The following is an 18,733-nucleotide window of genomic DNA, read 5'->3' as shown; positions in this document are numbered from 1 at the left end:
CAGGCTAATTAGCCTGGTTATGTCTCATGAGGTATCTGCGCTGCTTTTTCTGGGTTATGCTGGAGCTTTTGCTAGCTGGAACCGTCAGCGCACAGATGCCTACGCTGGCCCTCGAACACCTGACCACTAAAGAAGGATTACCGTCTAATGATATCTGGTGTACGAAAAAGGATAAACAGGGCTTCCTGTGGGTAGGCACCGGCCGGAACATCTGCCGGTATGACGGCTATACGTTTCAGCGGCTAGAGACCTTAAAAGTCGGCTACTGTTCCAGCATCGCACTCGACTCGAATGGTACGGTATATGCGTCCATTGCTACAGAAGGGTTGTGCGCCATTGATGCCGGGCGGCTGACAGCCCAAACACTACTCCACAATAATTACGAGGATAAGGACCCAACGAATGACATGCATGAGCGGGTCTTTGTGGATTCGTATAATCAGGTTTGGATGTCCGATTACACCTCGGTTAAGCGCTATGATCTGCGTCAGAAAAAGCTTCGCAATTACGCCCTTTCCTCGGCTGATAACGTCCACCAGGATGCCACTTTTTTTGAAGATAGCCGCCATCGGCTCTGGATAATTTCCGAGATTGGTCTTTACCAGTACGACCGCCGGACCGACCAACTGAGCTGCATCATCGGCCGCGAAGCCCAGTTGGCCAAGAATAAACGGCCAATCCGCCTGGAGAAAGCCTTCGAAGATGCGCAAGGTATTATATGGATTGGCGGGTATGACCAGGGGCTGATTCGGTTTTCGCCCGATGACAGGTCATTTTCGGTTCAGTCCGCCGGTTTCGAGAACCAGAACGTCATTTGTGGGCAGGAGTCGGTCGACGAGAATGGCCGAAAACTGTTGTTTATTGGCACGGAGAAAGGCGTAAGCCTATACTATCCGGCGCAGGGTAAGGTGTACCACGTACCGGAATTTTACAATAGGGGCATCCACGTCAAAGACATGTATGACGATAAAGAGAACGGCATTCTCTGGATCGGCACGCGGGAGGGCCTTTTCAAATACCGGTACCGCAATTCAGGCATTCATACCGTCGATGTCCCCGCCAGCGCCGTCAGACTACCGGTCGAACTGACTAGTCCCCTGCAAAAGCCCGACGGAAATTACCTGCTGGGGCTGTCGCACTCGGGCGTCCTGGACTGGCACCAATCGACAAATCAGTTTAAGCTGCGTTCATACCCGACCAATGCTTACACCTACCGTCTCCGCTGGATTCAAAACCGTCCGGTTGCATTTACCGATAAAGGCGTATTTTTTGGCGATGCCGCTCAAGGCAATTTCGTGGCTGTACCGGCCGTAGCCCGGCTGTTTACCTCTGTCGAATTCCGGGACGGGTTGCTGGATCGAAAAGGGCGATTCTGGATCGCCAACCTGACCGAAGGGCTAAAAGTGATTGACCCAACCAGCTATGCCGAAGTGAAGCTGTGGACTAGTGCGATGGGCAGACAGCTTTGCCAAAACAATTACATAAAATCGATTACAGAAGGAGCCGACGGGAAAATATGGGTAGCTACCTGCCCAAATGGGTTATATTATTTCGACGAACGGCCATCACGCCCGGCTCAATCGCGGTTTGTTAACATCAATGAACTCCCCATCAATACAGGTAAACCGCTGGGTGGCCTCTGTATCAACGCCGTACAAGGGGCGGAAGACGGATCGATTTTGGTGGCCAGTTGGGGCGGAGTCAACAAAGTTTCGGCGTCAGGTGCGATTCTGGCTACGTTCGAATACAAGCACGATAAACTGGCGGATACGTATTGTTCGAACATCTGCGAAGACAAATTGGGGAACTTATGGTTCAGTACCAACGAGGGAATTCATATTGCTAATCCGAAAACGCGGAAACTAAAATACCTGACCACAATTGAAGGACTGCACAGCAACTACCCAGTTGGATTTCTGAAAACTCAATCGGGCGAACTGCTGATTGGGCACATCAATACCCTCAACATCCTAAACCTCGATACGTTAAGTGTCCGAAAAAGTGCGCCCAAAGTTGTTATCACGTCCGTTGAGGTAAAAGGAAATTATTACGTCGGCAATCCGACCCAGGGCATCACCGTCAACCCCGACGAAAACGCGCTTACCTTCAGTTTTTCGTCCTTGAATTTCGAGCCAGCCTCCCAAAACCGGTATCAGTACCAGCTCGAAGGTTACGATGACAGTTGGGTAGACCTTGGCACCAAGAACACGGTTTCGTTCACCAACCTTCCGGCCAAAACGTATCGGTTACAGGTAAAAACAAGCAATAGTTTTGGCGAATGGAGCGCTGCGCCTTTGGCGGTGCCGCTGACGATTAAACCGCATTTTACTGGTACCTGGTGGTTCAGAAGCCTGGTCGGGTTGGTTGTAGCGGGTATTCTGGTCGGTATTATGCGCTGGCGGGTGTACACGCTGGCGGAGCGAAATCGGCTGGAGTTACAGATGACTGAGCTGAAGCTGAAGGCCCTGCAATCGCAGATGAACCCTCATTTTCTGTTCAACTCGCTTAACTCCGTGCAGAATTACCTGCTCACCAACCAAGGCATCGAAGGCGCGAAATATCTCTCAAAATTCTCGAAGCTGGTTCGTCGGATCATGGAGAACTCGAACCACCAGTATCTGCCGTTCGAGCAGATCATTGATACGTTACGGATGTACGTCGAGATCGAGTCGTTCCGCTTCAACCATGAGTTCAGCTACGAATTTGACATTGCCGATGACGACGCCCTGCTGAACACGCTCCTGCCGCCCATGCTCCTGCAACCTTACGTCGAAAACGCGATCTGGCACGGCCTGATGCCGAAAGAAGGCGAGAAAAGGCTTATTATCTCGGCCAGGGTTGACCAGCAGCACATCATTTGCACCATCGAAGATAACGGCGTAGGCCGGGCGTTTTCGCCCCGCCGTGAAGGGCACATCTCCCGAGGACAGGAAATGACTAACGGTATCTTCGAGTCGCTGCGCCATAAAGACAGTACCGCCCGCCTGGCCGTAATCGACCTGGTCGATGCCGACAACAACCCCGCAGGTACCCAGATTGTCATGACTATTCCGCTTGAAACGCCCTGAACCAATGAATCCGCTACGTGCCGTTATTATCGACGACGAAACCAACGCCCGCCAGGCCCTCTCGAACCTGCTTCAACTACTTTGCCCGGATGTGGTTATCTGTGGCGAAGCGAAAAATGTGGATCTGGGCATCGCTCTGATCCATGAGCAGCGCCCGAATCTGATTTTTCTGGATATTCAGATGCCGGGCAAAACTGGCTTCGACCTGCTGTCCAGCTTCCCCAAAGCCGACTTCGGGGTGATTTTCACCACCGCTTACCAGGAATACGCCATCCGCGCGTTTCGATTCAGTGCCATCGATTATTTGCTCAAACCGATCGATCCGGATGAACTTCAATCGGCCATCGGCAAGTTCAAAACAAGGCTGTTACCCGTCGATCAGCAGCAGTTGAAGATTCTACAGGAACACATCGACGAGCCCCAGCATACGGGTCTGAAACAGCGGACGCCCAACGCCAACCAGCGGCTCGCCCTGCCCACCGCCGAGGGCATTCATTTTGTGCAGATGGCCGACATCATCCAGTGCGAATCGCTGGGTTCCTACACAAAATTTCACCTCACCACCAGCAAACCCATTGTGGTATCCCGGCTGCTGAAAGAGTACGAGGAGATTCTGGACCACTATTATTTCTTCCGGGTCCATCAGTCCAACATCGTGAACCTCGAACACATCAAACGATACGTTAAAGGCGATGGCGGCCAGGTGTGGCTAAGCGACAACTCCGAAGTAGAGGTATCCCGTCGACGTAAAGAAGATTTCCTGTCGTTACTGGCTGACTTTTACGTAAACTCCGGCAAGATCGCCTGAGTTAGAACACCGCCCGGGCAATTGTCGTGATGTTGTCCGATTTGCCCATCGTGTAAAAATGCAGCACCGGAGCGCCACCCGCCAGCAGCTCGCGCGACTGCTGGATGCTCCACTCAATACCTACCTGCCGGGCCTGCTGGTCGTTCTCACAGGCTTCAACGGCCCGCACTAAGTCGTCGGGCATGTCGAGGTGAAAGAGTTTGGGCAGCACTTGAAGCTGCTTGCGCGTACTCAGGGGTTTCAGGCCCGGAATAATTGGGATGGTAATGCCGTGCTGACGACAGCGCTCGACGAAGTCAAAGTATTTCTGGTTATCGAAGAACATCTGCGTCACGATGTAGTCCGCTCCTTTGTCGACCTTTTGTTTTAGATACTGGAAGTCGATGTCGTGGTCGGCGGCTTCAAAGTGCTTTTCGGGATAAGCCGCTACGCCAATGCAGAAGCTGCTCGGGGCCAGGGGCGTATCTTCTTCGTGCAGGTACATTCCCTGGTTCATATTGGCCACCTGCTCGACCAGTTCGCTGGCGTATGCGTAGCCGTTTTCCTTGGCTTTGAAGGTCGTAAATGGCATGGCCGGATCGCCCCGCAGCACCAGGACGTTGTCAATGCCCAGGTAATGCAGATCGATCAGGAAATCTTCGGTTTCTTCCCGCGTAAATCCTCCGCATAGGACGTGCGGCACCGGGTCAACGCCAAAGCGGTGCATGATGGCCGAACAGATGCCTACCGTACCGGGACGCTTGCGGGTGACAATCTTCTGGATGGTGCCATCGGGTAAGGGCCGTTCGATGTATTCTTCGCGATGGTACGTAACGTCGACAAACGGTGGCTTAAATTCCATCAACGGCTCGATATTGTCGAGCAGGCTTTTCAGATTATCCCCTTTAATCGGCGGAATGACTTCAATGGAAAAGATGGGCTTGCCATTAGCAGCCTGAATGTGGTCAGTAATTTTGGTCATTACGTAACGAATCTAACGCGAGAACACCAACAGGCGGACAGAGATTCCGTTGGCGGTTCCGTTACTCCAGGGCTGTACATCCAGCCGTTGCCCTAGTTCACTCGTATTTTTCAACTCGTGCAGTTTTGGGATCCCCCACCCCAGCAGAGAGCCAACGGCAGCCCCGGTCAACAGATCGGAAGGGTAATGCAGCCCGCCTTCGTAGCGAAGCACCGCCGTGGCCGTGGCGAGCCCCAGCGAACCGACCCATACCACCGGCTTCAGCCGCGAGTGCGGGAAATAATGCCGAAACACTTCCGCCGTAAATACCGCCGTCGCGAAGGCGTTAGACGCATGGCCGGAGAAAAACGACTGACGAGCGTCGCGCTCCAGCTTCTCGTCCAACGGAGCAATTGGGTTATAGACAAAAGGCCGGGTACGTTGGGTAAGGGCTTTTACAGTGCCTTTAATCCCGTTGGTCAGGAGCATGGTCTCTACGTACATCACCGCCACCGTCTTTATATCCTGGCGCATAGCCGGAGCCGCTACGGTCAATAGGCCCGTCAGGGCGATATTTCCCGCCAGCGTTACGTCACTGAGCCGATCAGCACCTTTCGACCAGTTGTTGGTAGCCCTGCGGTCAAAGGCGTTTATATCCGCCCGATTTAGCGTAGCGATGTCAGCGGCCGTTAGTGGCTCGATCGTGCTACCCAGCGCCAGCGATGCACCAAAGGTGGCCACACCAACCCCCAAGGTAGTTAGCTCACGGCCGGTTTTCAGTTGGTAAGGGGATGAATGACCAGGTTGGGCTGCATCAGTCGATTGCGCCAGACCAGCTAGCGACTGCACGGCCAGCCACAGAGAAACGAATAAGGTTTTTTGTCTCAACATTCAAAGAATTAGGGGCTTACATGACGCGAACCACCTGCGGTTCGTCGGATAGATACACGATTCGGCCTTCGACTTCGTGAAAGCCCATCTCGCGGTATAAGCCAGTAAAATATTTCAGGGATTTAACGGGATCATAACTGGTATCAGACTCGCTGGCCTGCCATTCTACGCCCGATTCATACTGCACCAGCACAACGCTTCCATCGGGGTAATGCACCACCCGGTGCGGGGCACCGTGAATGCGCGTACGACTTAAAATGCTCCGGTCGGTATCGATACGTAGCGTCGGGTCAAATAAGTCGGCCAGGTTTGGATGCGTCACAATCGTCAGCAGACTCTGTTTGAGATCCGCACATTCGACGCTCCGGACGAGCCCTTCGCTGACCAGTTGCCGAAGTGTTTTGTCGATGCAGCCGGGTCCTTTAATCAGACTCAGGGCCGCGCCCAGCTTACGGTCACGTTCGCGAGTACGCTCAAACGTAGCGACATCGAACACCCGATCGGCCTGCCGACGTAACTGCAAGTCCTGCCCCCGGTGGCCGCTGATGACTTCATCGAGTACAATTTCCTCATCGACAGCATCAACCCGATAATGCGAATTTCCGTCCGTACACTGGCAAATTTCGTACTTCATCTGGCCCTCCTGCCAGGCGTAACCGCAGGAGCGGGCCACCTCACTGTCGCGCAGAAACGAATGCAGCCAGTAGCTAACGTCTTTCTGGCTTCCGCCTTTGGTAAAGTCAGCCGCTTCGGCAATGACGTACAGCCGGTCGGTTGGCCGCGTGAACGCTACGTAGAGCAGGTTCATATTTTCCAGAAAAGTCCGTGTCAGCTCGTCTTCGTACTGGGCCGCCACGGGTTCGGGGGTTTTCGCCAACGTACTGCTCGCGACGACAGGTGCCGCCATGAGCCGAGTTACCTCCCCCGTGTGGCTTTCGTGCGCCAGCAGGTCGGCCCGGATCTCGGACAAATTGAGCCAGATGGAACTGTTTCGGTTGGGCTCAACCGACCAGTTGGCAAACGGAATAATAACGACCGGGAACTCCAGCCCCTTCGATTTGTGAATGGTTTGAATACTAACCGCATTCCGCGCGTTTCCTTCCACCGAAATCTTCTGCCGAACGCTTTCCCAGTACAGCAAAAAATCGCTCAGGTGCCCGCTCCGTTTCTGATTGAACGTCAACACTTCGTCGAGGAATCGGAACAGGAACGGGTTGTGTTCGGCTTGGTTGAACAAATGAAATTGGTCCGTCAGCCGTTCGGCCAGTTCATAGGGGTTCAGCTGCCCCAGCGCATACGGATCGAGGGGGTAGCCCTGCGCGCCGAGGTAGTCATACATGCCGCCGATCTCCCCTTCCGCAACATTCCGAATCGTTTCCGTCAGGGCATCATCGGGAAATACGCCCTGCACCACCCGGTGGAATAAATACAGCAGTTCGTAGCGTAACAGCTTCTGATCGGGTTGCTGAAGCAGCCGCATCAACGTAATGAGCCACTTCACCGGATCGGAAAACTCCAGCGACAACGAATCCGCCGATACCAGCGGAATTTGCCGGGCGTTGAGTTCATTGGCCAGGGCTTTAGCCTGCGCTTTTTTCCGACAAAGAATGGCGATGTCGCCGTATTGATACCCTTCGGCCAGAGCCCGTTCCAGATGCTCGATCGTTTTCTCAAGCATCATCGTCGTCAGGTCTTTAGCTTCTGCTTCGTTTTTGGCGACAAAATCAATCTGTACGTGACCTTCTTTGCGAGCGCTGGGCTGCGCAACCTGATGAAACTCCTGCTTAACGTCGAAAACATCCGCCAGTTTCGGGTGCTGGTGTTCGAACCGGCGGGCGGTGAACTCGAAGAAATCGTTGTTGAAACGCACAATCGGCTCCGCGCTCCGCCAGTTGGTCTTCAATAGTTCGGTATGAATATGCCCGTCGAGCATGTCGATTCGGTCGGCGGTCCATGAGCCCGGCTTATGGGCTTCTTTCAACGTAGTCAGATCCTGCCGATGCAGCGCGACGATCTGGTCCATATCGCCCCCCCGGAATCGATAAATCGCCTGTTTGCCATCACCCACGGCCAGGTTGAAGTGGTCGCCCCCCAGCGAGTTCTCAATGAGCGGCAGCAGGTTGGCGAATTGCAGCCGCGATGTGTCTTGAAACTCGTCGATGAGGATATGGTTGTATTTCGTACCCAGCCGCTCGTACAGAAACGGCACGGGTTCCGAAGCGACGATGCTCAGAATTTTCTTATTGAACTCGGAAATGTGTACGCGCCCGTCTTTCCGCAGCAGGTCATCAAATTCCACACGCATCTGCTTCAACAAGGCCAGCTTCTGCAAATGCGGCAGCAGGCATTCGAACAAGACCATCTGCTTGCCCCGCTCCTCTCGGATGCGGTTAATCTGCTCGATACAATCACAAAGTTCAGCGGCCATGCCGTCGATCATATCCTGTACCGGCTTCGGCGTTTTCTTGCCGTACCAATCGCCGTTGTTTACCGCATTGTTTACCCGCGCCCCAGCTTCTTTCCGGTATTCGCCGTTGGCAATGGCTTTCAGATACCCCCCTACACCCGACGCTCCGTAGGCAAAATCCGTTACGTCCAGCCCCGCATCAGCGACGAGTTTCCAGGCCCGCTGTGCGTGCCCGACGATTTCCGTTTCGGCCTGGCGGTTATAGTCCAGTAATTGCAGGCGAATCGTACGTAACGCCGTCGGCGATAGTTCCTGCGCAGAGCTGACAGCCTCGTAAAACTGGTCGGAGGTGAGGTTTCTCCCAAACTCTTTGAGCAGTTCGGGAAGCATGTTCCAGCTTTTCCCTTCGGCCGCCGTGTGCGTATAGTACTCACCCAGGATGGTCGTAATCTCGTCCATTTCCTCGGTTCCGGCCTTCTCGATCAGGTTGTCGATGGCCAGTTCGAGTACTTCGTCGGTTTCCATCTCGACCTCGAACGAATACGGAAACCCTAATTCGTCCGTAAACGCCATAACGACCCGCTGCGTAAACGAGTCGATGGTAGTAACGCTGAAATCAGCGTAGCGGTGCAGAATGGTTTTAAAAACGGACCCGGCCTTTTTACGCACCTCAAGTTTGGCAGCCTCAAACGCGTCGGTTCCGGGGGCATGGGCATACAGTTCTGCAACCAGGTCATCGAGCAGCGGCATTGGCTTGCCATCGGCAATCTCGCGCAGCCGCTCCAGAATCCGGTTCTTCATCTCGTTGGCGGCCGCGTTCGTGAACGTAACGGCCAGGATGTGGCGAAAGTAATCGTCGCGCGCGTCGGGCCGGAGTGCCAGTTTCAGGTACTCCTTGGTGAGCGTATACGTCTTACCCGAACCAGCCGAAGAACTGTAGATCTTAAACATGAGGAGGAAAGGGACGAGAGGGACGAAAGGGAAGAGAGGGATAGGATGATATGCGTAAGCGCTTTTGTTCCTTCATCCCATTCCTCCTTCTACGCCCTTTTCTCCCTTCTTAAAAATTATACCGCAATCCTAAACCCGTATTGAGGTTCAGGAAAAAGGGTGCCTGAAGAAGTTCGACGTAGAGACCGCCTTCCAGAAAGAAGGAATAGGGCTTATTGGCCGGGAAATACTCCAGGCCGCCCACGCCCGATCCGCCAATGGATAACGCATTCTCGTACTGGCCCACGCTGGCAAGCCGATCGGCGTAGTATCGACGCGTATTGATCTGTCCGCCAAAGCCGTAATATCCGCGCAGACTCTCGCTGCTGGTTAGGGCCTTATGCCAGATGTAATGCCCCTGAACAGCCAGTCCTACGCTTCTGTAATCACCTGAACGGTAGCTCCGCCGATTGCCGTACAGCCCACCATACGTACCAATATTCAGGTCGAATGCGTGATTGCTGCCGAAGTATTTTCGGATGTTTACGCCCGCGGGTTCACCGATGCGGAAACCGACCGACCAGTTGTTGTATTGCGCCCGTGCCTGACTGGGCAGTAGCAGCCAGCCCGAAATGGCCAGCAGCGCGACTATACGTAGTGTTCTCATAAACTGATATTTGCCGTCTGTTTCGCTTCGTTCTATACGTACCAGTTAGGCGTTTGATACCACTTCCGGCCGGGTGGCTATATCCCCTGTTCCTAACGGCAAATTGCCCGTAACCGGTGTATGACTCATAGTCCGTAATACGTCGAGCAGCCGCTCGTTTTCGGCCCGTGTGCCAACGGTTATACGCAGACACCCATCGCACAGTTTTACGTTCGAGCGATCGCGCACGATTACCTGCTGGGCAATGAGGTGTTCAAACGTTCCTTTGGCATCGTCAAACTGCACGAGCAGAAAATTGGCGTGCGACGGATGCACGACCTGCACAGCAGGCAAAGAACGCAGTTTTTCCGCCAAAACGTGACGTTCCGCCAAAATTTGGTCTACCATCTCGTTCTTTTCCGCTTCGCGCTCCAGGGCTTCAAGCGCGAGCTGCTGGGTCGGCGCGGATATGTTGTAGGGCGGTTTGATTTTGTTCAGCACCTGAATCAACTCCTCGGAAGCAAAACACATACCCAGCCGCAAAGCTGCCAGCCCCCACGCCTTTGAAAAGGTTTGCAGCACCACCAGGTTTGGGTATGTATCCAGTTCGCTTGTCCAGGAAGGCGTATCGGCAAAATCGATATAAGCCTCATCGACAATGACCAGCGAATGATCGGCCGCTTCAAGTATCGCTTTAATGGCATCAGCCTGCAAAAGATTCCCCGATGGGTTATTGGGTGAGCAAAGCCAGATCAACTTTGTTGTAGGCGTAATAGCGGCTAACACAGCCTCAACATCAACGTGGAAATCGGGTGTAAGCGGAATCCGGGTGATATTTACGTTGTTGATGGCTGCCGAAACCTCATACATGCCGTAAGTGGGCGGCATAATCAGGATCGAATCGATACCCGGCGCACAGGTAGCTCTGACCAACAGGTCGATGGGTTCATCCGAGCCATTACCCAGAAAAATCTGCTCGGGCCGGACTCCTTTTATTGGCGCTAGCCGCTGCTTGATGGCCCACTGATGCGGATCAGGATACCGGTTATACGTTCCGGTCGTAGTGGACCCAATTGGATTTTCGTTGGCATCCAGAAACACGCCTTCCTTCCCGGTGTATTCATCCCGAGCCGATGAATAAGGGGTTAGCGTAAGGATGTGCGGACGAAGAAGCGATTGTAGGTAAAACATAAGATCTTGCTAGAAAACGTATTGAATCAGTTAGTCCGCTAGTTACGTTCGGCAGGCGTTGGCCGCCAGCGAAACGCCTGTTGGTCAACCGCCCGCATGGTGCATAATACACCATTCAGGTGATCGTATTCATGTTGAATGAGTTCTGACATTGCCCAGTCGGTTACGTGCCAGTGTTGGGGGTGCCAATGCTCATCGCGGTAGCTCATCGTCAGCGAACGATGTCGACGAACGCGAACAAGCAGGTTCGGAAAGCTCATGCAATCGTCCCAAAGTTCCTCGGTTTCGTCGCTTACCGCACTAAATTCGGGGTTTATAATGATCTGCGGCCGGTCAACATTCAGATAGATCAGCCGTTTCATAATACCCAGTTGCGGAGCGGCAATCCCCCGCCCGAACTGGTACTTCGCCCGAATCTCTTCCATTACGTTGTGCAAATCGGCAACCCAACCGGCAACCAGCGATAACTCCGATTCCAGAACCGGTTCGCAGGTTTCATACAATCGCGGGTCGCCAAGAAGCAGTAAGTCGGCAAGGTACTTCATAGGTCAAAGCTTTATAGAACCGCACCGGCCCTATCCCTCATTTTAGAATTTGTGTCAGCGTTAAACCAAGGCGGCAAGATGCGTAGAGCCATTCTGAAGCTTGTCTTTGTTTGTGTGAACGACATGTTCAATATCCGATGCAACGACGCGAAGAAAGGACGATCATGCATTCAGAACATCAGCCAGCGCAATGAGTTGCAAATCATCAATATCGGCGAAGTCGGCTACGTTGTGGGTAAGAACTGGCAACGAATACAGTAACGCTGTAGCCGCAATGATCGAATCGGCCAGCGAACGTTTACGCTGCTGGCGCAGGCGGATGGCTTCCGTAATGACTTCGTGGCTGATGGGTAGTACAGTAATCAGGTCAAAAAATTGCCTAAATTGGCTCTTCTCACTGTCATCCAACTTATAAAATCCCAGCACCTCCAGCTTAGTAATTGATGAGACGTGAATCTCATCTATCTTATTAACTAGATAGTTCAAAAGCCGAGTATAATCAGGCTGAATTGAATAGGTTATGATGTTACTATCTACGATCATCAGTCTCTGCCAGGCAAGGGTCTATCCTGTCGAGCATCCAGTTGCCATTTCGATGGGTCACCGTATTTTTCGGCAACACCGCTCTTAATTAACTGATCAAAGACCGCTCTCAATTGCTCTTTCTTTGCCTGGTCGCTTAGAACGGCCTTCTCTTCGACAACTCGTGCGTTTAATTTTGGTAACAACGCCCGCAGTAAGGCTTCATCCGCTGGCGTATCTATTTCGATCAATAGCTGACTCATGACAATACCTTCTTTTAGGACAAGATATCAAAATCAGGCCGGATTCGCTTCGGCCAGGCTCGCCAGTCGCAGACTTACAGCCCGCTTATGCGCGTCGAGCGACTCAGCTTCGGCCATAGCTTCCACAATCGGACCCAGGTTTTGCAACCCCTCCGGTGTAATGTGTTGCACCGTAATCTTCTTCACGAAACTATCCAGCGATACGCCACTGTAGGCCCGGGCGAAGCCGTTGGTAGGCAGCGTGTGATTGGTACCTGACGCGTAATCACCGGCTGATTCGGGGGTGTAGTTTCCCAGGAAAATAGACCCGGCATTAACGATCTGTTCGGCTACAGCTTCGGCATTGTCAACGCTCAGAATCAAGTGTTCGGCGGCATACGCATTCAGCAAGTCAATCGCTTCGGCCTGACTTTCCACCAGAATCATCTTACTATTCTCCAGCGCCTTCACGGCCAGGTCCTGTCGGGAGAGTCTACTTAGCTGGGTAATCAGAACCACATTGACCAGTTCAACCAACCGTTTGCTGGTCGACACGAGCAATACCTGACTATCGGCCCCGTGTTCGGCCTGCGAGAGCAGGTCAGCGGCCACAAACGCGGGCACAGCCGTGTCGTCGGCATACACAGCCACTTCACTCGGACCAGCGGGCATGTCGATGGCTACGCCTTCTTTAGCAACCAGCATTTTGGCGGCTGTTACGTATTGATTACCCGGTCCGAACAGTTTATAGACCTGGGGCACGGATTCGGTACCGTACGCCATGGCCGCAATGGCCTGTGCGCCCCCGATCCGGAATACGTTTGTGACGCCCACCAGCTTCGCGGCAAAGTAGATCGCCGGGTGATTGCTGGGGGTGCAAAGAACAATTTTGCGGCAGCCCGCCAGTTGAGCCGGTACGCCCAACATCAGCACCGTACTGAACAAGGGTGCGGTTCCGCCGGGGATGTACAGACCCACGTTTTCGATACCCACACTCCGACGCCAGCACGTAACGCCGGGCATGGTTTCTATTTTTTCGACAGGCTGCCGCTGCCGCTCGTGAAACAGGCGGATGTTCTGGTACGCTTGCAGAATAGCCGTTTTGAGCTCCGGACTCAGTTGCGCTTCGGCGGCATCGAGTTCCGCTTCCGAAACGCTTAGGTCAGACTGGGCCAGGTCGACCTTGTCAAATTTCTGGGCAAACTCAACGAGGGCCGCATCGCCCCTGGCTTTTACCTGCGCCAGAATTGGAGCGACCGTTGCTTCAATCTGCTGGTTCGACTGCACGGGCCGGGCTAAAAGAGCAGGCCATTCGGCACGGCTGGGAAAGGGAATGATTTTCATTTTGAAAAGAGTGTGGAGCGAGGAGATACGAGAGAGAATTCAGTCACTTTAGCGGAGCATTCTCGCTTCTCTCTCCTCACTTCTATATACTAGTTCAGTAAATCATTTTCTCAATCGGAATGACCAGAATACCTTCGGCACCGGCCGCCCGAATCGCTTCGATATTTTCCCAAAACTCATTTTCGTTCAACACGGAATGCACGGAACTCCAGCCTTCCGTGGCCAAAGGCGTTACCGTCGGGCTTTTCATACCGGGCAACAAGGCCGTAATCTGATCAAGCGCGTGGTTAGGGGCGTTCAGCACAATGTATTTGTTGTTCTTGGCCGCCTGCACCGATTTGATCCGGAACAGTAGTTTCTCCACTAACGCCTGCTTGTCGGCTTCCAGTTCAGGGCGAGCAATCAGAATGGCTTCCGAGCGAAAAATTGTTTCAACTTCTTTCAGGCCATTGCTCAACAACGTACTGCCCGAACTAACAATATCGCAGACGGCCTCGGCCAACCCAATGCTGGGGGCAATCTCTACCGATCCACTGATCTCATGAATCTCGGCCTTCACGCCCTGCTCGGCCAGGTATTTTCCTAACAGGTTTGGGTACGAAGTCGCAATGTTTTTACCATCCAGGTATTGAATGCCTTTCCAATCGGTGGCGCGGGGTACGGCAATAGACAAGCGGCACTTCGAGAAGCCCAGCCGATGCACGGTTTGTACGGGTCGGCCGGTTTCGACCGCTACGTTCTCACCGACAATACCCAGATCAGCCACGCCATCTTCAACATAACCCGGAATATCATCATCGCGCAGAAAAAGAAACTCAGCCGGGAAGTTCGACGACACTGATTTGAGCTTGCCAGTGCCGTAGTCGAAGCGAATCCCGCATTCTTTAAAGAGCTGGTACGAGTCTTCGCTCAGCCGACCCGATTTTTGTAAGGCAATACGTAATACAGAAGACATAATTCAGGAGAACAAACGCGTTAACCCACAGTCACCGAATCGGCTTTAGTGAGCTATAATCAACAAATTGAGGGCAAAAGTAAGCAAAAGAGAGGGTTCGGCGGGTCAGCGACAAGAACTTAACAGCCGCCATGATGGCGACGATGTCGAAACGAGGAGAAAAGAGCCCAGCCGATAATCATGCCGCAAAGATAGACCGCGATCGCGAATGACAAAAACGAATTTTCGTGGTCTTGTTTCTGCCTCTTCCTCACAAGAACAAAAAAAGTCAAAATTTCCCTTGACTCTCCCCTTACGTCATAGTCTACATTTACCCCGTCAATCAAGCATAGGTAGTTTATGAGGCAGTATTCTGTTAAAAAACTAGCCGCGTTAGCCGGTGTCAGCGTGCGCACCTTACACCACTACGACCGGCTGGGCCTTCTGAAGCCATCCATCCGTACCGAGGCCAGGTACCGGCTGTATGGCGAAAATGAGTTAATCCGACTGCAGCAGATTCTCTTTTACAAGGAACTGGATTTCCCGCTTAGTGAAATCCAGCGCATCCTGGAAGACCCTGATTTTGACACCTTGACCGCCTTAAACCAGCACAAAGAATCCCTACTGCGTCGTAGAGACCAGCTTTCGGTTCTTTTGACTACGATTGACAAAACGATTAAATCACTTAAAGGCGAACAACGTATGTTGACAGACGAAGAATTGTATGAAGGCTTTCCGAACGGGAAAGCGTATCGTCGGGAGGCCGTAGAGAAGTACGGTGCCGACGTTATTGAGGAATCGGAGAACGGGCTCCGGCAACTAGGAAAAGCGGGCTTTGAGCAGCTAAAAGCCGATGCCAAAGACATCGGCGAAAGGCTGTTGTCCCTGATGCACCAGGACCCGACCAGCGCGGTCGTCCAGCAGCAGATCGCCCGGCACTACCGCAACATCAGCGGTTTCTGGGGCGAGTCGGTATGCGCGAGCAAAGACATGGCCGAAGCGTATAAGGGGTTGGCACAATTGTACGTAGACGACCTCCGGTACACGAGCTGGAACGGGCAGGAAAACCCGGAGTATGCCGCGTTTCTGAACAAAGCGATGGTTCATTTTGCGAACACCCAATTGCGTAAATAACCAGCAAGGCCGGGCAGGACGCCCGGCCTGCTTCACAATCAGACTACGATGTCAATCACTTAACGTGAATGAAATGCTGACGCTAGGCCCTTCGACTCCGCACAGGGTGACATTCCACCTCTAGCTGTTTAAGTAAACAAAATAGTAAGCTGTCACCCTGAGCGGAGTCGAAGGGCTGTACGTCAGCAATATTATACCACTCAATTAGTTAACATAGGCACGATCCATAATTCACGTTAGCTCAAATAATCAGTTTATAGCCAATGCCGCGAACGTTGATGATCTGCACTTGCGGATCGTCGCGGAGGTAGCGCCGGAGTCGGGTGATGAACACGTCCAGACTACGGCCGTTGAAAAAGGAATCATCTCCCCAGAGTTCAGTAAGCACAATGCTACGTTCCAGAACCTGATTACGTTGTTCGTACAACCTGCGGAGTAGTTCAGCTTCGCGGTGCGACAGTACGGTTTCCTTGCCATCCAGAAATAATTTTTGTTTGGGAGGATCAAACCGATACCGCCCAACGGCCAGCAGCGTTGGCGTCGGTAGGGTTGTACCCAGACTGGCTGGACGGCGGAGCAGAGCATTGATACGCACGATAAGCTCGTCGAGACTGAATGGTTTTTTGAGGTAATCGTTTCCGCCCAGTTCAAAGCCGCGCACTACGTCGGCGGTCTGCGAACGGGCCGTCAGAAACAGAATCGGTATATGGGCATTGTCCTGGCGGATGTGCTCCGCCAGGGAGAACCCGTCCATTTCGGGCATCATGACGTCGGCCACCACAATATCGGGTTGCTGCTGACGAAACAGGCTAAGACCTTCAGCCCCATCGGCCGCGTAACGTACCGTAAATCCCCGCACTTCCAGGCTATCGCGCACGATCATGCCGAGGGCTAATTCATCTTCAACGAGTAATACGCTGGCCATCTATTTCGAAGCGGGAGAAAAGTCAAGAGGATTCAAGTTGATCCGTAATCGTTTCACGCCGACATGGCCGTCACCACCCGTCTCCGGAATCAACAGGGTAAATTCACTGCCAGCGCCAGGTTCACTCGCGACGTCAATCTGGCCACCGTGTTTCTCGATCACCTGGCGCACGTAAGATAGTCCCAAGCCAAACCCTTTGACGGGATGCAGATTACCGGTAGGTACGCGAAAAAAGCGGTCGAAAATTGCGCCCTGGTACGTCTTCGGAATGCCGATGCCATTGTCTTTTACCGACAGCCGCCAAAGCCGTTCCTGCTGCTGACTCGCAATGTGAATCGTCACGGATTCGTTGGAATACTTAATGGCGTTGTCGATCAGGTTATTGATGGCATTCGCGATGTGAAAGCGATCGATAAGGACCGGCGCATCATCTGCCGATGCGTCGATCGCAAACTGCACGGGCTTGTCGGCTTTGAGCTGATGATCACTGACCACCTGCTGAATCAGTTCAGACGGTTTCACCCACTCCGGATTCAGGACGAGTTCTTTCTTTTCTTCGGCCGCAAGCGTGAGTACTTTCTCCACCAGATCAGAGAGTCGTTGCAGGTTATTCTGCGAGATCGCCAGGTACGTCTGCGTTTTCTGCGGATCGTTCAGCGCGCCGAAGTTCTGCAACGCTTCTACGGCCGCGGTTACAGTGGCGATGGGTGTTTTCAGTTCGTGCGTCATGTTGTTTATGAAGTCGTTCTTGACTTCCGACAGCTTCTTCTGGCGCAGAATCGTGCTTAGCATAAACAGAAAACTGCCCGTCGTCAGCAATACTAGCAACACCGACCCACCAAGCAGCCACCCCATGCGACGTAGCAGATAGTAGGTTGGCGTGTCAAAGGTCACCTGCGCAAACAGATTCCGAACCGGATTGATCGGCACAATTAACTTGTTCATTACGTTCGACCTATCAGTCGGCTTTGCGGGCGCTCCCAATTGACGAACCACTAGATTTTTAGCAGGCTTTTGCGGGTGAACGCTTACCGTATCCAGTTTGAACGCAGGATGTATACCTCGCTGAATCAGCTCAGCCCGATACGCTTCCGACAACCTGGCTAGACTGATACGTGTCCCTTCGGCCCAGTCGAGCAGTAACATAGTCGAAATTCGATGGGCCAGTGTATCGGGCGATTCGAATAGCTGCGTTTCTGTTCCTGGCGGGCCTGGCCGCTGATAAAAGCGATCAACAGTTACGGCACGCGGAGCAGGCTTATGCCCCTTTGCGCTGATTGGGGGGCCGGGTTGTCTCACAATGACCCGAATCTGCTCCTGATTGGTAGTACCATCGAACTGGCGAATAATCATTCGCGTCGGCTTCGGCGACTTTTCATGGCCCTGTCTGGCAAATAAGCGCTTAGCTTCAACCATCTGGCGTTGCTGCAAAACCCAAAACAACGCATCCCGCATCGTTTGGTTGAACTGCTGGCTTTTAAGCTGATACGTTGTCCAGAGCCAATACCCCTGAAACGCATTGATGCCGATGATGCAAAGCGTCATCAGCCAGAATATCGAACGGATGCGTCGGTTCATATACAAATCTACATCGTCCAGACGGGCTTTGGATGGGCGTTAACACTGTTTAACAAAACAAGGGCTTTAGCCAGACTAGAAGGGCACTTTTTCAAGAATGGGGTCACAGGTGGGGTCAAATCAAGACTTGATACGCTTCCAGGCGTCCCGCATCTGATCATCGATCAGCGAAGAGCTGACTTTGGAATTTTTTCGGTAGATATAATCGAACTATGCCCTAAAATCTCCTGCAAGGTCCTGGTCGGCATGCCTCCTTTATTCATCAGGGTCGCAAATGTGCGCCGGGCGATGTGGCTGCTCATCGTCTGGTACTTGGATATGCCGGTTATGGTCGACAAACCAATTGCCAGATTTACGCTGCAACTGGTAACAATGATGGGAAACATCAAGCGAATCAAGGCGTCTGTCTCGGTCGATATTCCAAACGACCGCGCATCGTTGCCCCATCAGCCGACTATGCGTGATGTTGTTTCGCTCGCCCTCAAGCGTCAGCATCCAGTGATTGAGTACGTCGTTGAACAGAAGGGAGTGCTGGTAACTGGTTATTATGAGCAATACACCTTTCAGCAGATGATGAGTTGCATTGAATACAGCTCGGATAGAGTATCAAAACGAATCATTCCGTAGT

General features: G+C 52.9%; 17 protein-coding genes. 4 read left to right on the top strand and 13 right to left on the bottom strand.

Features of this window, described 5'->3' with window-relative positions; genetic code table 11:
- Positions 1–56: 56 nt before the first annotated feature.
- Both ACYVIY_RS08385 and ACYVIY_RS08380 read left to right on the top strand, forming a co-directional pair.
- Complete coding sequence (locus ACYVIY_RS08385; protein WP_460975853.1) at positions 57–3,068, top strand: sensor histidine kinase; 3,012 nt, start codon at positions 57–59, stop codon at positions 3,066–3,068.
- 4 nt (positions 3,069–3,072) lie between these two features.
- Positions 3,073–3,876, top strand: a complete 804-nt coding sequence (locus ACYVIY_RS08380; RefSeq protein ID WP_460975852.1) for a LytR/AlgR family response regulator transcription factor — start codon at positions 3,073–3,075, stop codon at positions 3,874–3,876.
- Between the two features lies 1 nt (position 3,877).
- On the opposite strand, the gene metF is transcribed toward ACYVIY_RS08380, so the two are convergent.
- From metF to hisG, 10 genes are all read right to left on the bottom strand, one after another.
- Positions 3,878–4,837, bottom strand: coding sequence for a methylenetetrahydrofolate reductase [NAD(P)H] (gene metF / locus ACYVIY_RS08375; RefSeq protein ID WP_460975851.1), 960 nt, complete (start codon positions 4,835–4,837; stop codon positions 3,878–3,880).
- A 12-nt stretch (positions 4,838–4,849) separates the two neighbouring features.
- Positions 4,850–5,707 carry a phosphatase PAP2 family protein gene (locus tag ACYVIY_RS08370; protein ID WP_460975850.1) on the bottom strand — a complete coding sequence of 286 codons (858 nt, stop codon included), beginning with the start codon at positions 5,705–5,707 and terminating at the stop codon, positions 4,850–4,852.
- 16 nt (positions 5,708–5,723) lie between these two features.
- Positions 5,724–9,065, bottom strand: coding sequence for a UvrD-helicase domain-containing protein (locus ACYVIY_RS08365; protein WP_460975849.1), 3,342 nt, complete (start codon positions 9,063–9,065; stop codon positions 5,724–5,726).
- 109 nt (positions 9,066–9,174) lie between these two features.
- Positions 9,175–9,711 (bottom strand): hypothetical protein, encoded by a 537-nt coding sequence (locus ACYVIY_RS08360; protein ID WP_460975848.1) that lies wholly within the window; start codon positions 9,709–9,711, stop codon positions 9,175–9,177.
- 45 nt (positions 9,712–9,756) lie between these two features.
- Positions 9,757–10,881, bottom strand: a complete 1,125-nt coding sequence (gene hisC, locus ACYVIY_RS08355) for a histidinol-phosphate transaminase (RefSeq protein WP_460975847.1) — start codon at positions 10,879–10,881, stop codon at positions 9,757–9,759.
- A gap of 38 nt (positions 10,882–10,919) precedes the next feature.
- Positions 10,920–11,426 carry a peptide deformylase gene (locus tag ACYVIY_RS08350; RefSeq protein ID WP_460975846.1) on the bottom strand — a complete coding sequence of 169 codons (507 nt, stop codon included), beginning with the start codon at positions 11,424–11,426 and terminating at the stop codon, positions 10,920–10,922.
- A 162-nt stretch (positions 11,427–11,588) separates the two neighbouring features.
- A complete protein-coding gene (locus tag ACYVIY_RS08345; protein WP_460975845.1) occupies positions 11,589–11,969 on the bottom strand; it encodes a type II toxin-antitoxin system VapC family toxin in 381 nt (126 codons plus the stop codon).
- Entirely contained in the window at positions 11,969–12,211 is a 243-nt protein-coding gene (locus tag ACYVIY_RS08340) for a hypothetical protein (protein ID WP_460975844.1), read from the bottom strand. The genes ACYVIY_RS08345 and ACYVIY_RS08340 overlap by 1 nt, the downstream gene beginning before the upstream one ends.
- 33 nt (positions 12,212–12,244) lie before the next feature.
- Positions 12,245–13,534: a histidinol dehydrogenase gene (gene hisD / locus ACYVIY_RS08335; protein ID WP_460975843.1), complete on the bottom strand. Its 1,290-nt coding sequence runs from the start codon at positions 13,532–13,534 to the stop codon at positions 12,245–12,247.
- A 94-nt stretch (positions 13,535–13,628) separates the two neighbouring features.
- On the bottom strand, positions 13,629–14,489 hold the full coding sequence (gene hisG / locus ACYVIY_RS08330) for an ATP phosphoribosyltransferase (protein WP_460975842.1): 861 nt from the start codon (positions 14,487–14,489) through the stop codon (positions 13,629–13,631).
- Positions 14,490–14,828: 339 nt separating this feature from the next.
- Between hisG and ACYVIY_RS08325 the strand changes: the two genes are divergently transcribed.
- On the top strand, positions 14,829–15,602 hold the full coding sequence (locus tag ACYVIY_RS08325) for a MerR family transcriptional regulator (RefSeq protein ID WP_460975841.1): 774 nt from the start codon (positions 14,829–14,831) through the stop codon (positions 15,600–15,602).
- Between the two features lie 241 nt (positions 15,603–15,843).
- On the opposite strand, the gene ACYVIY_RS08320 is transcribed toward ACYVIY_RS08325, so the two are convergent.
- The 3 genes from ACYVIY_RS08320 to ACYVIY_RS08310 form a co-directional block, all read right to left on the bottom strand.
- Positions 15,844–16,527, bottom strand: coding sequence for a response regulator transcription factor (locus ACYVIY_RS08320; RefSeq protein ID WP_460975840.1), 684 nt, complete (start codon positions 16,525–16,527; stop codon positions 15,844–15,846).
- Positions 16,528–18,105 carry a sensor histidine kinase gene (locus ACYVIY_RS08315; protein ID WP_460975839.1) on the bottom strand — a complete coding sequence of 526 codons (1,578 nt, stop codon included), beginning with the start codon at positions 18,103–18,105 and terminating at the stop codon, positions 16,528–16,530.
- Between the two features lie 164 nt (positions 18,106–18,269).
- Positions 18,270–18,407, bottom strand: a complete 138-nt coding sequence (locus ACYVIY_RS08310; protein WP_460975926.1) for a tyrosine-type recombinase/integrase — start codon at positions 18,405–18,407, stop codon at positions 18,270–18,272.
- On the opposite strand from ACYVIY_RS08310, the gene ACYVIY_RS08305 reads away from it, so the two are divergent.
- Positions 18,352–18,732, top strand: a complete 381-nt coding sequence (locus tag ACYVIY_RS08305; RefSeq protein WP_460975928.1) for a hypothetical protein — start codon at positions 18,352–18,354, stop codon at positions 18,730–18,732. The genes ACYVIY_RS08310 and ACYVIY_RS08305 overlap by 56 nt on opposite strands.
- The last annotated feature ends 1 nt before the right edge of the window (position 18,733 follow it).

The organism is Spirosoma knui, from assembly GCF_054780635.1.
The sequence above is the reverse complement of the archived record's forward strand: the minus strand, read 5'-3'. Positions and strand labels throughout refer to the sequence as shown.

Bases quoted from the DNA above. Each gene is read 5' to 3' on its own strand.
- metF (WP_460975851.1), bottom strand. From the start codon at position 4,837: ATGACCAAAATTACTGACCACATTCAGGCTGCTAATGGCAAGCCCATC.
- ACYVIY_RS08385 (WP_460975853.1), top strand. From the start codon at position 57: ATGCTGGAGCTTTTGCTAGCTGGAACCGTCAGCGCACAGATGCCTACG.
- ACYVIY_RS08380 (WP_460975852.1), top strand. From the start codon at position 3,073: ATGAATCCGCTACGTGCCGTTATTATCGACGACGAAACCAACGCCCGC.
- ACYVIY_RS08345 (WP_460975845.1), bottom strand. From the start codon at position 11,969: ATGATCGTAGATAGTAACATCATAACCTATTCAATTCAGCCTGATTAT.
- ACYVIY_RS08370 (WP_460975850.1), bottom strand. From the start codon at position 5,707: ATGTTGAGACAAAAAACCTTATTCGTTTCTCTGTGGCTGGCCGTGCAG.
- ACYVIY_RS08315 (WP_460975839.1), bottom strand. From the start codon at position 18,105: ATGAACCGACGCATCCGTTCGATATTCTGGCTGATGACGCTTTGCATC.
- ACYVIY_RS08305 (WP_460975928.1), top strand. From the start codon at position 18,352: ATGCCTCCTTTATTCATCAGGGTCGCAAATGTGCGCCGGGCGATGTGG.
- ACYVIY_RS08360 (WP_460975848.1), bottom strand. From the start codon at position 9,711: ATGAGAACACTACGTATAGTCGCGCTGCTGGCCATTTCGGGCTGGCTG.
- ACYVIY_RS08350 (WP_460975846.1), bottom strand. From the start codon at position 11,426: ATGAAGTACCTTGCCGACTTACTGCTTCTTGGCGACCCGCGATTGTAT.
- hisG (WP_460975842.1), bottom strand. From the start codon at position 14,489: ATGTCTTCTGTATTACGTATTGCCTTACAAAAATCGGGTCGGCTGAGC.
- ACYVIY_RS08325 (WP_460975841.1), top strand. From the start codon at position 14,829: ATGAGGCAGTATTCTGTTAAAAAACTAGCCGCGTTAGCCGGTGTCAGC.
- ACYVIY_RS08320 (WP_460975840.1), bottom strand. From the start codon at position 16,527: ATGGCCAGCGTATTACTCGTTGAAGATGAATTAGCCCTCGGCATGATC.
- hisC (WP_460975847.1), bottom strand. From the start codon at position 10,881: ATGTTTTACCTACAATCGCTTCTTCGTCCGCACATCCTTACGCTAACC.
- hisD (WP_460975843.1), bottom strand. From the start codon at position 13,534: ATGAAAATCATTCCCTTTCCCAGCCGTGCCGAATGGCCTGCTCTTTTA.
- ACYVIY_RS08340 (WP_460975844.1), bottom strand. From the start codon at position 12,211: ATGAGTCAGCTATTGATCGAAATAGATACGCCAGCGGATGAAGCCTTA.
- ACYVIY_RS08310 (WP_460975926.1), bottom strand. From the start codon at position 18,407: ATGAGCAGCCACATCGCCCGGCGCACATTTGCGACCCTGATGAATAAA.
- ACYVIY_RS08365 (WP_460975849.1), bottom strand. From the start codon at position 9,065: ATGTTTAAGATCTACAGTTCTTCGGCTGGTTCGGGTAAGACGTATACG.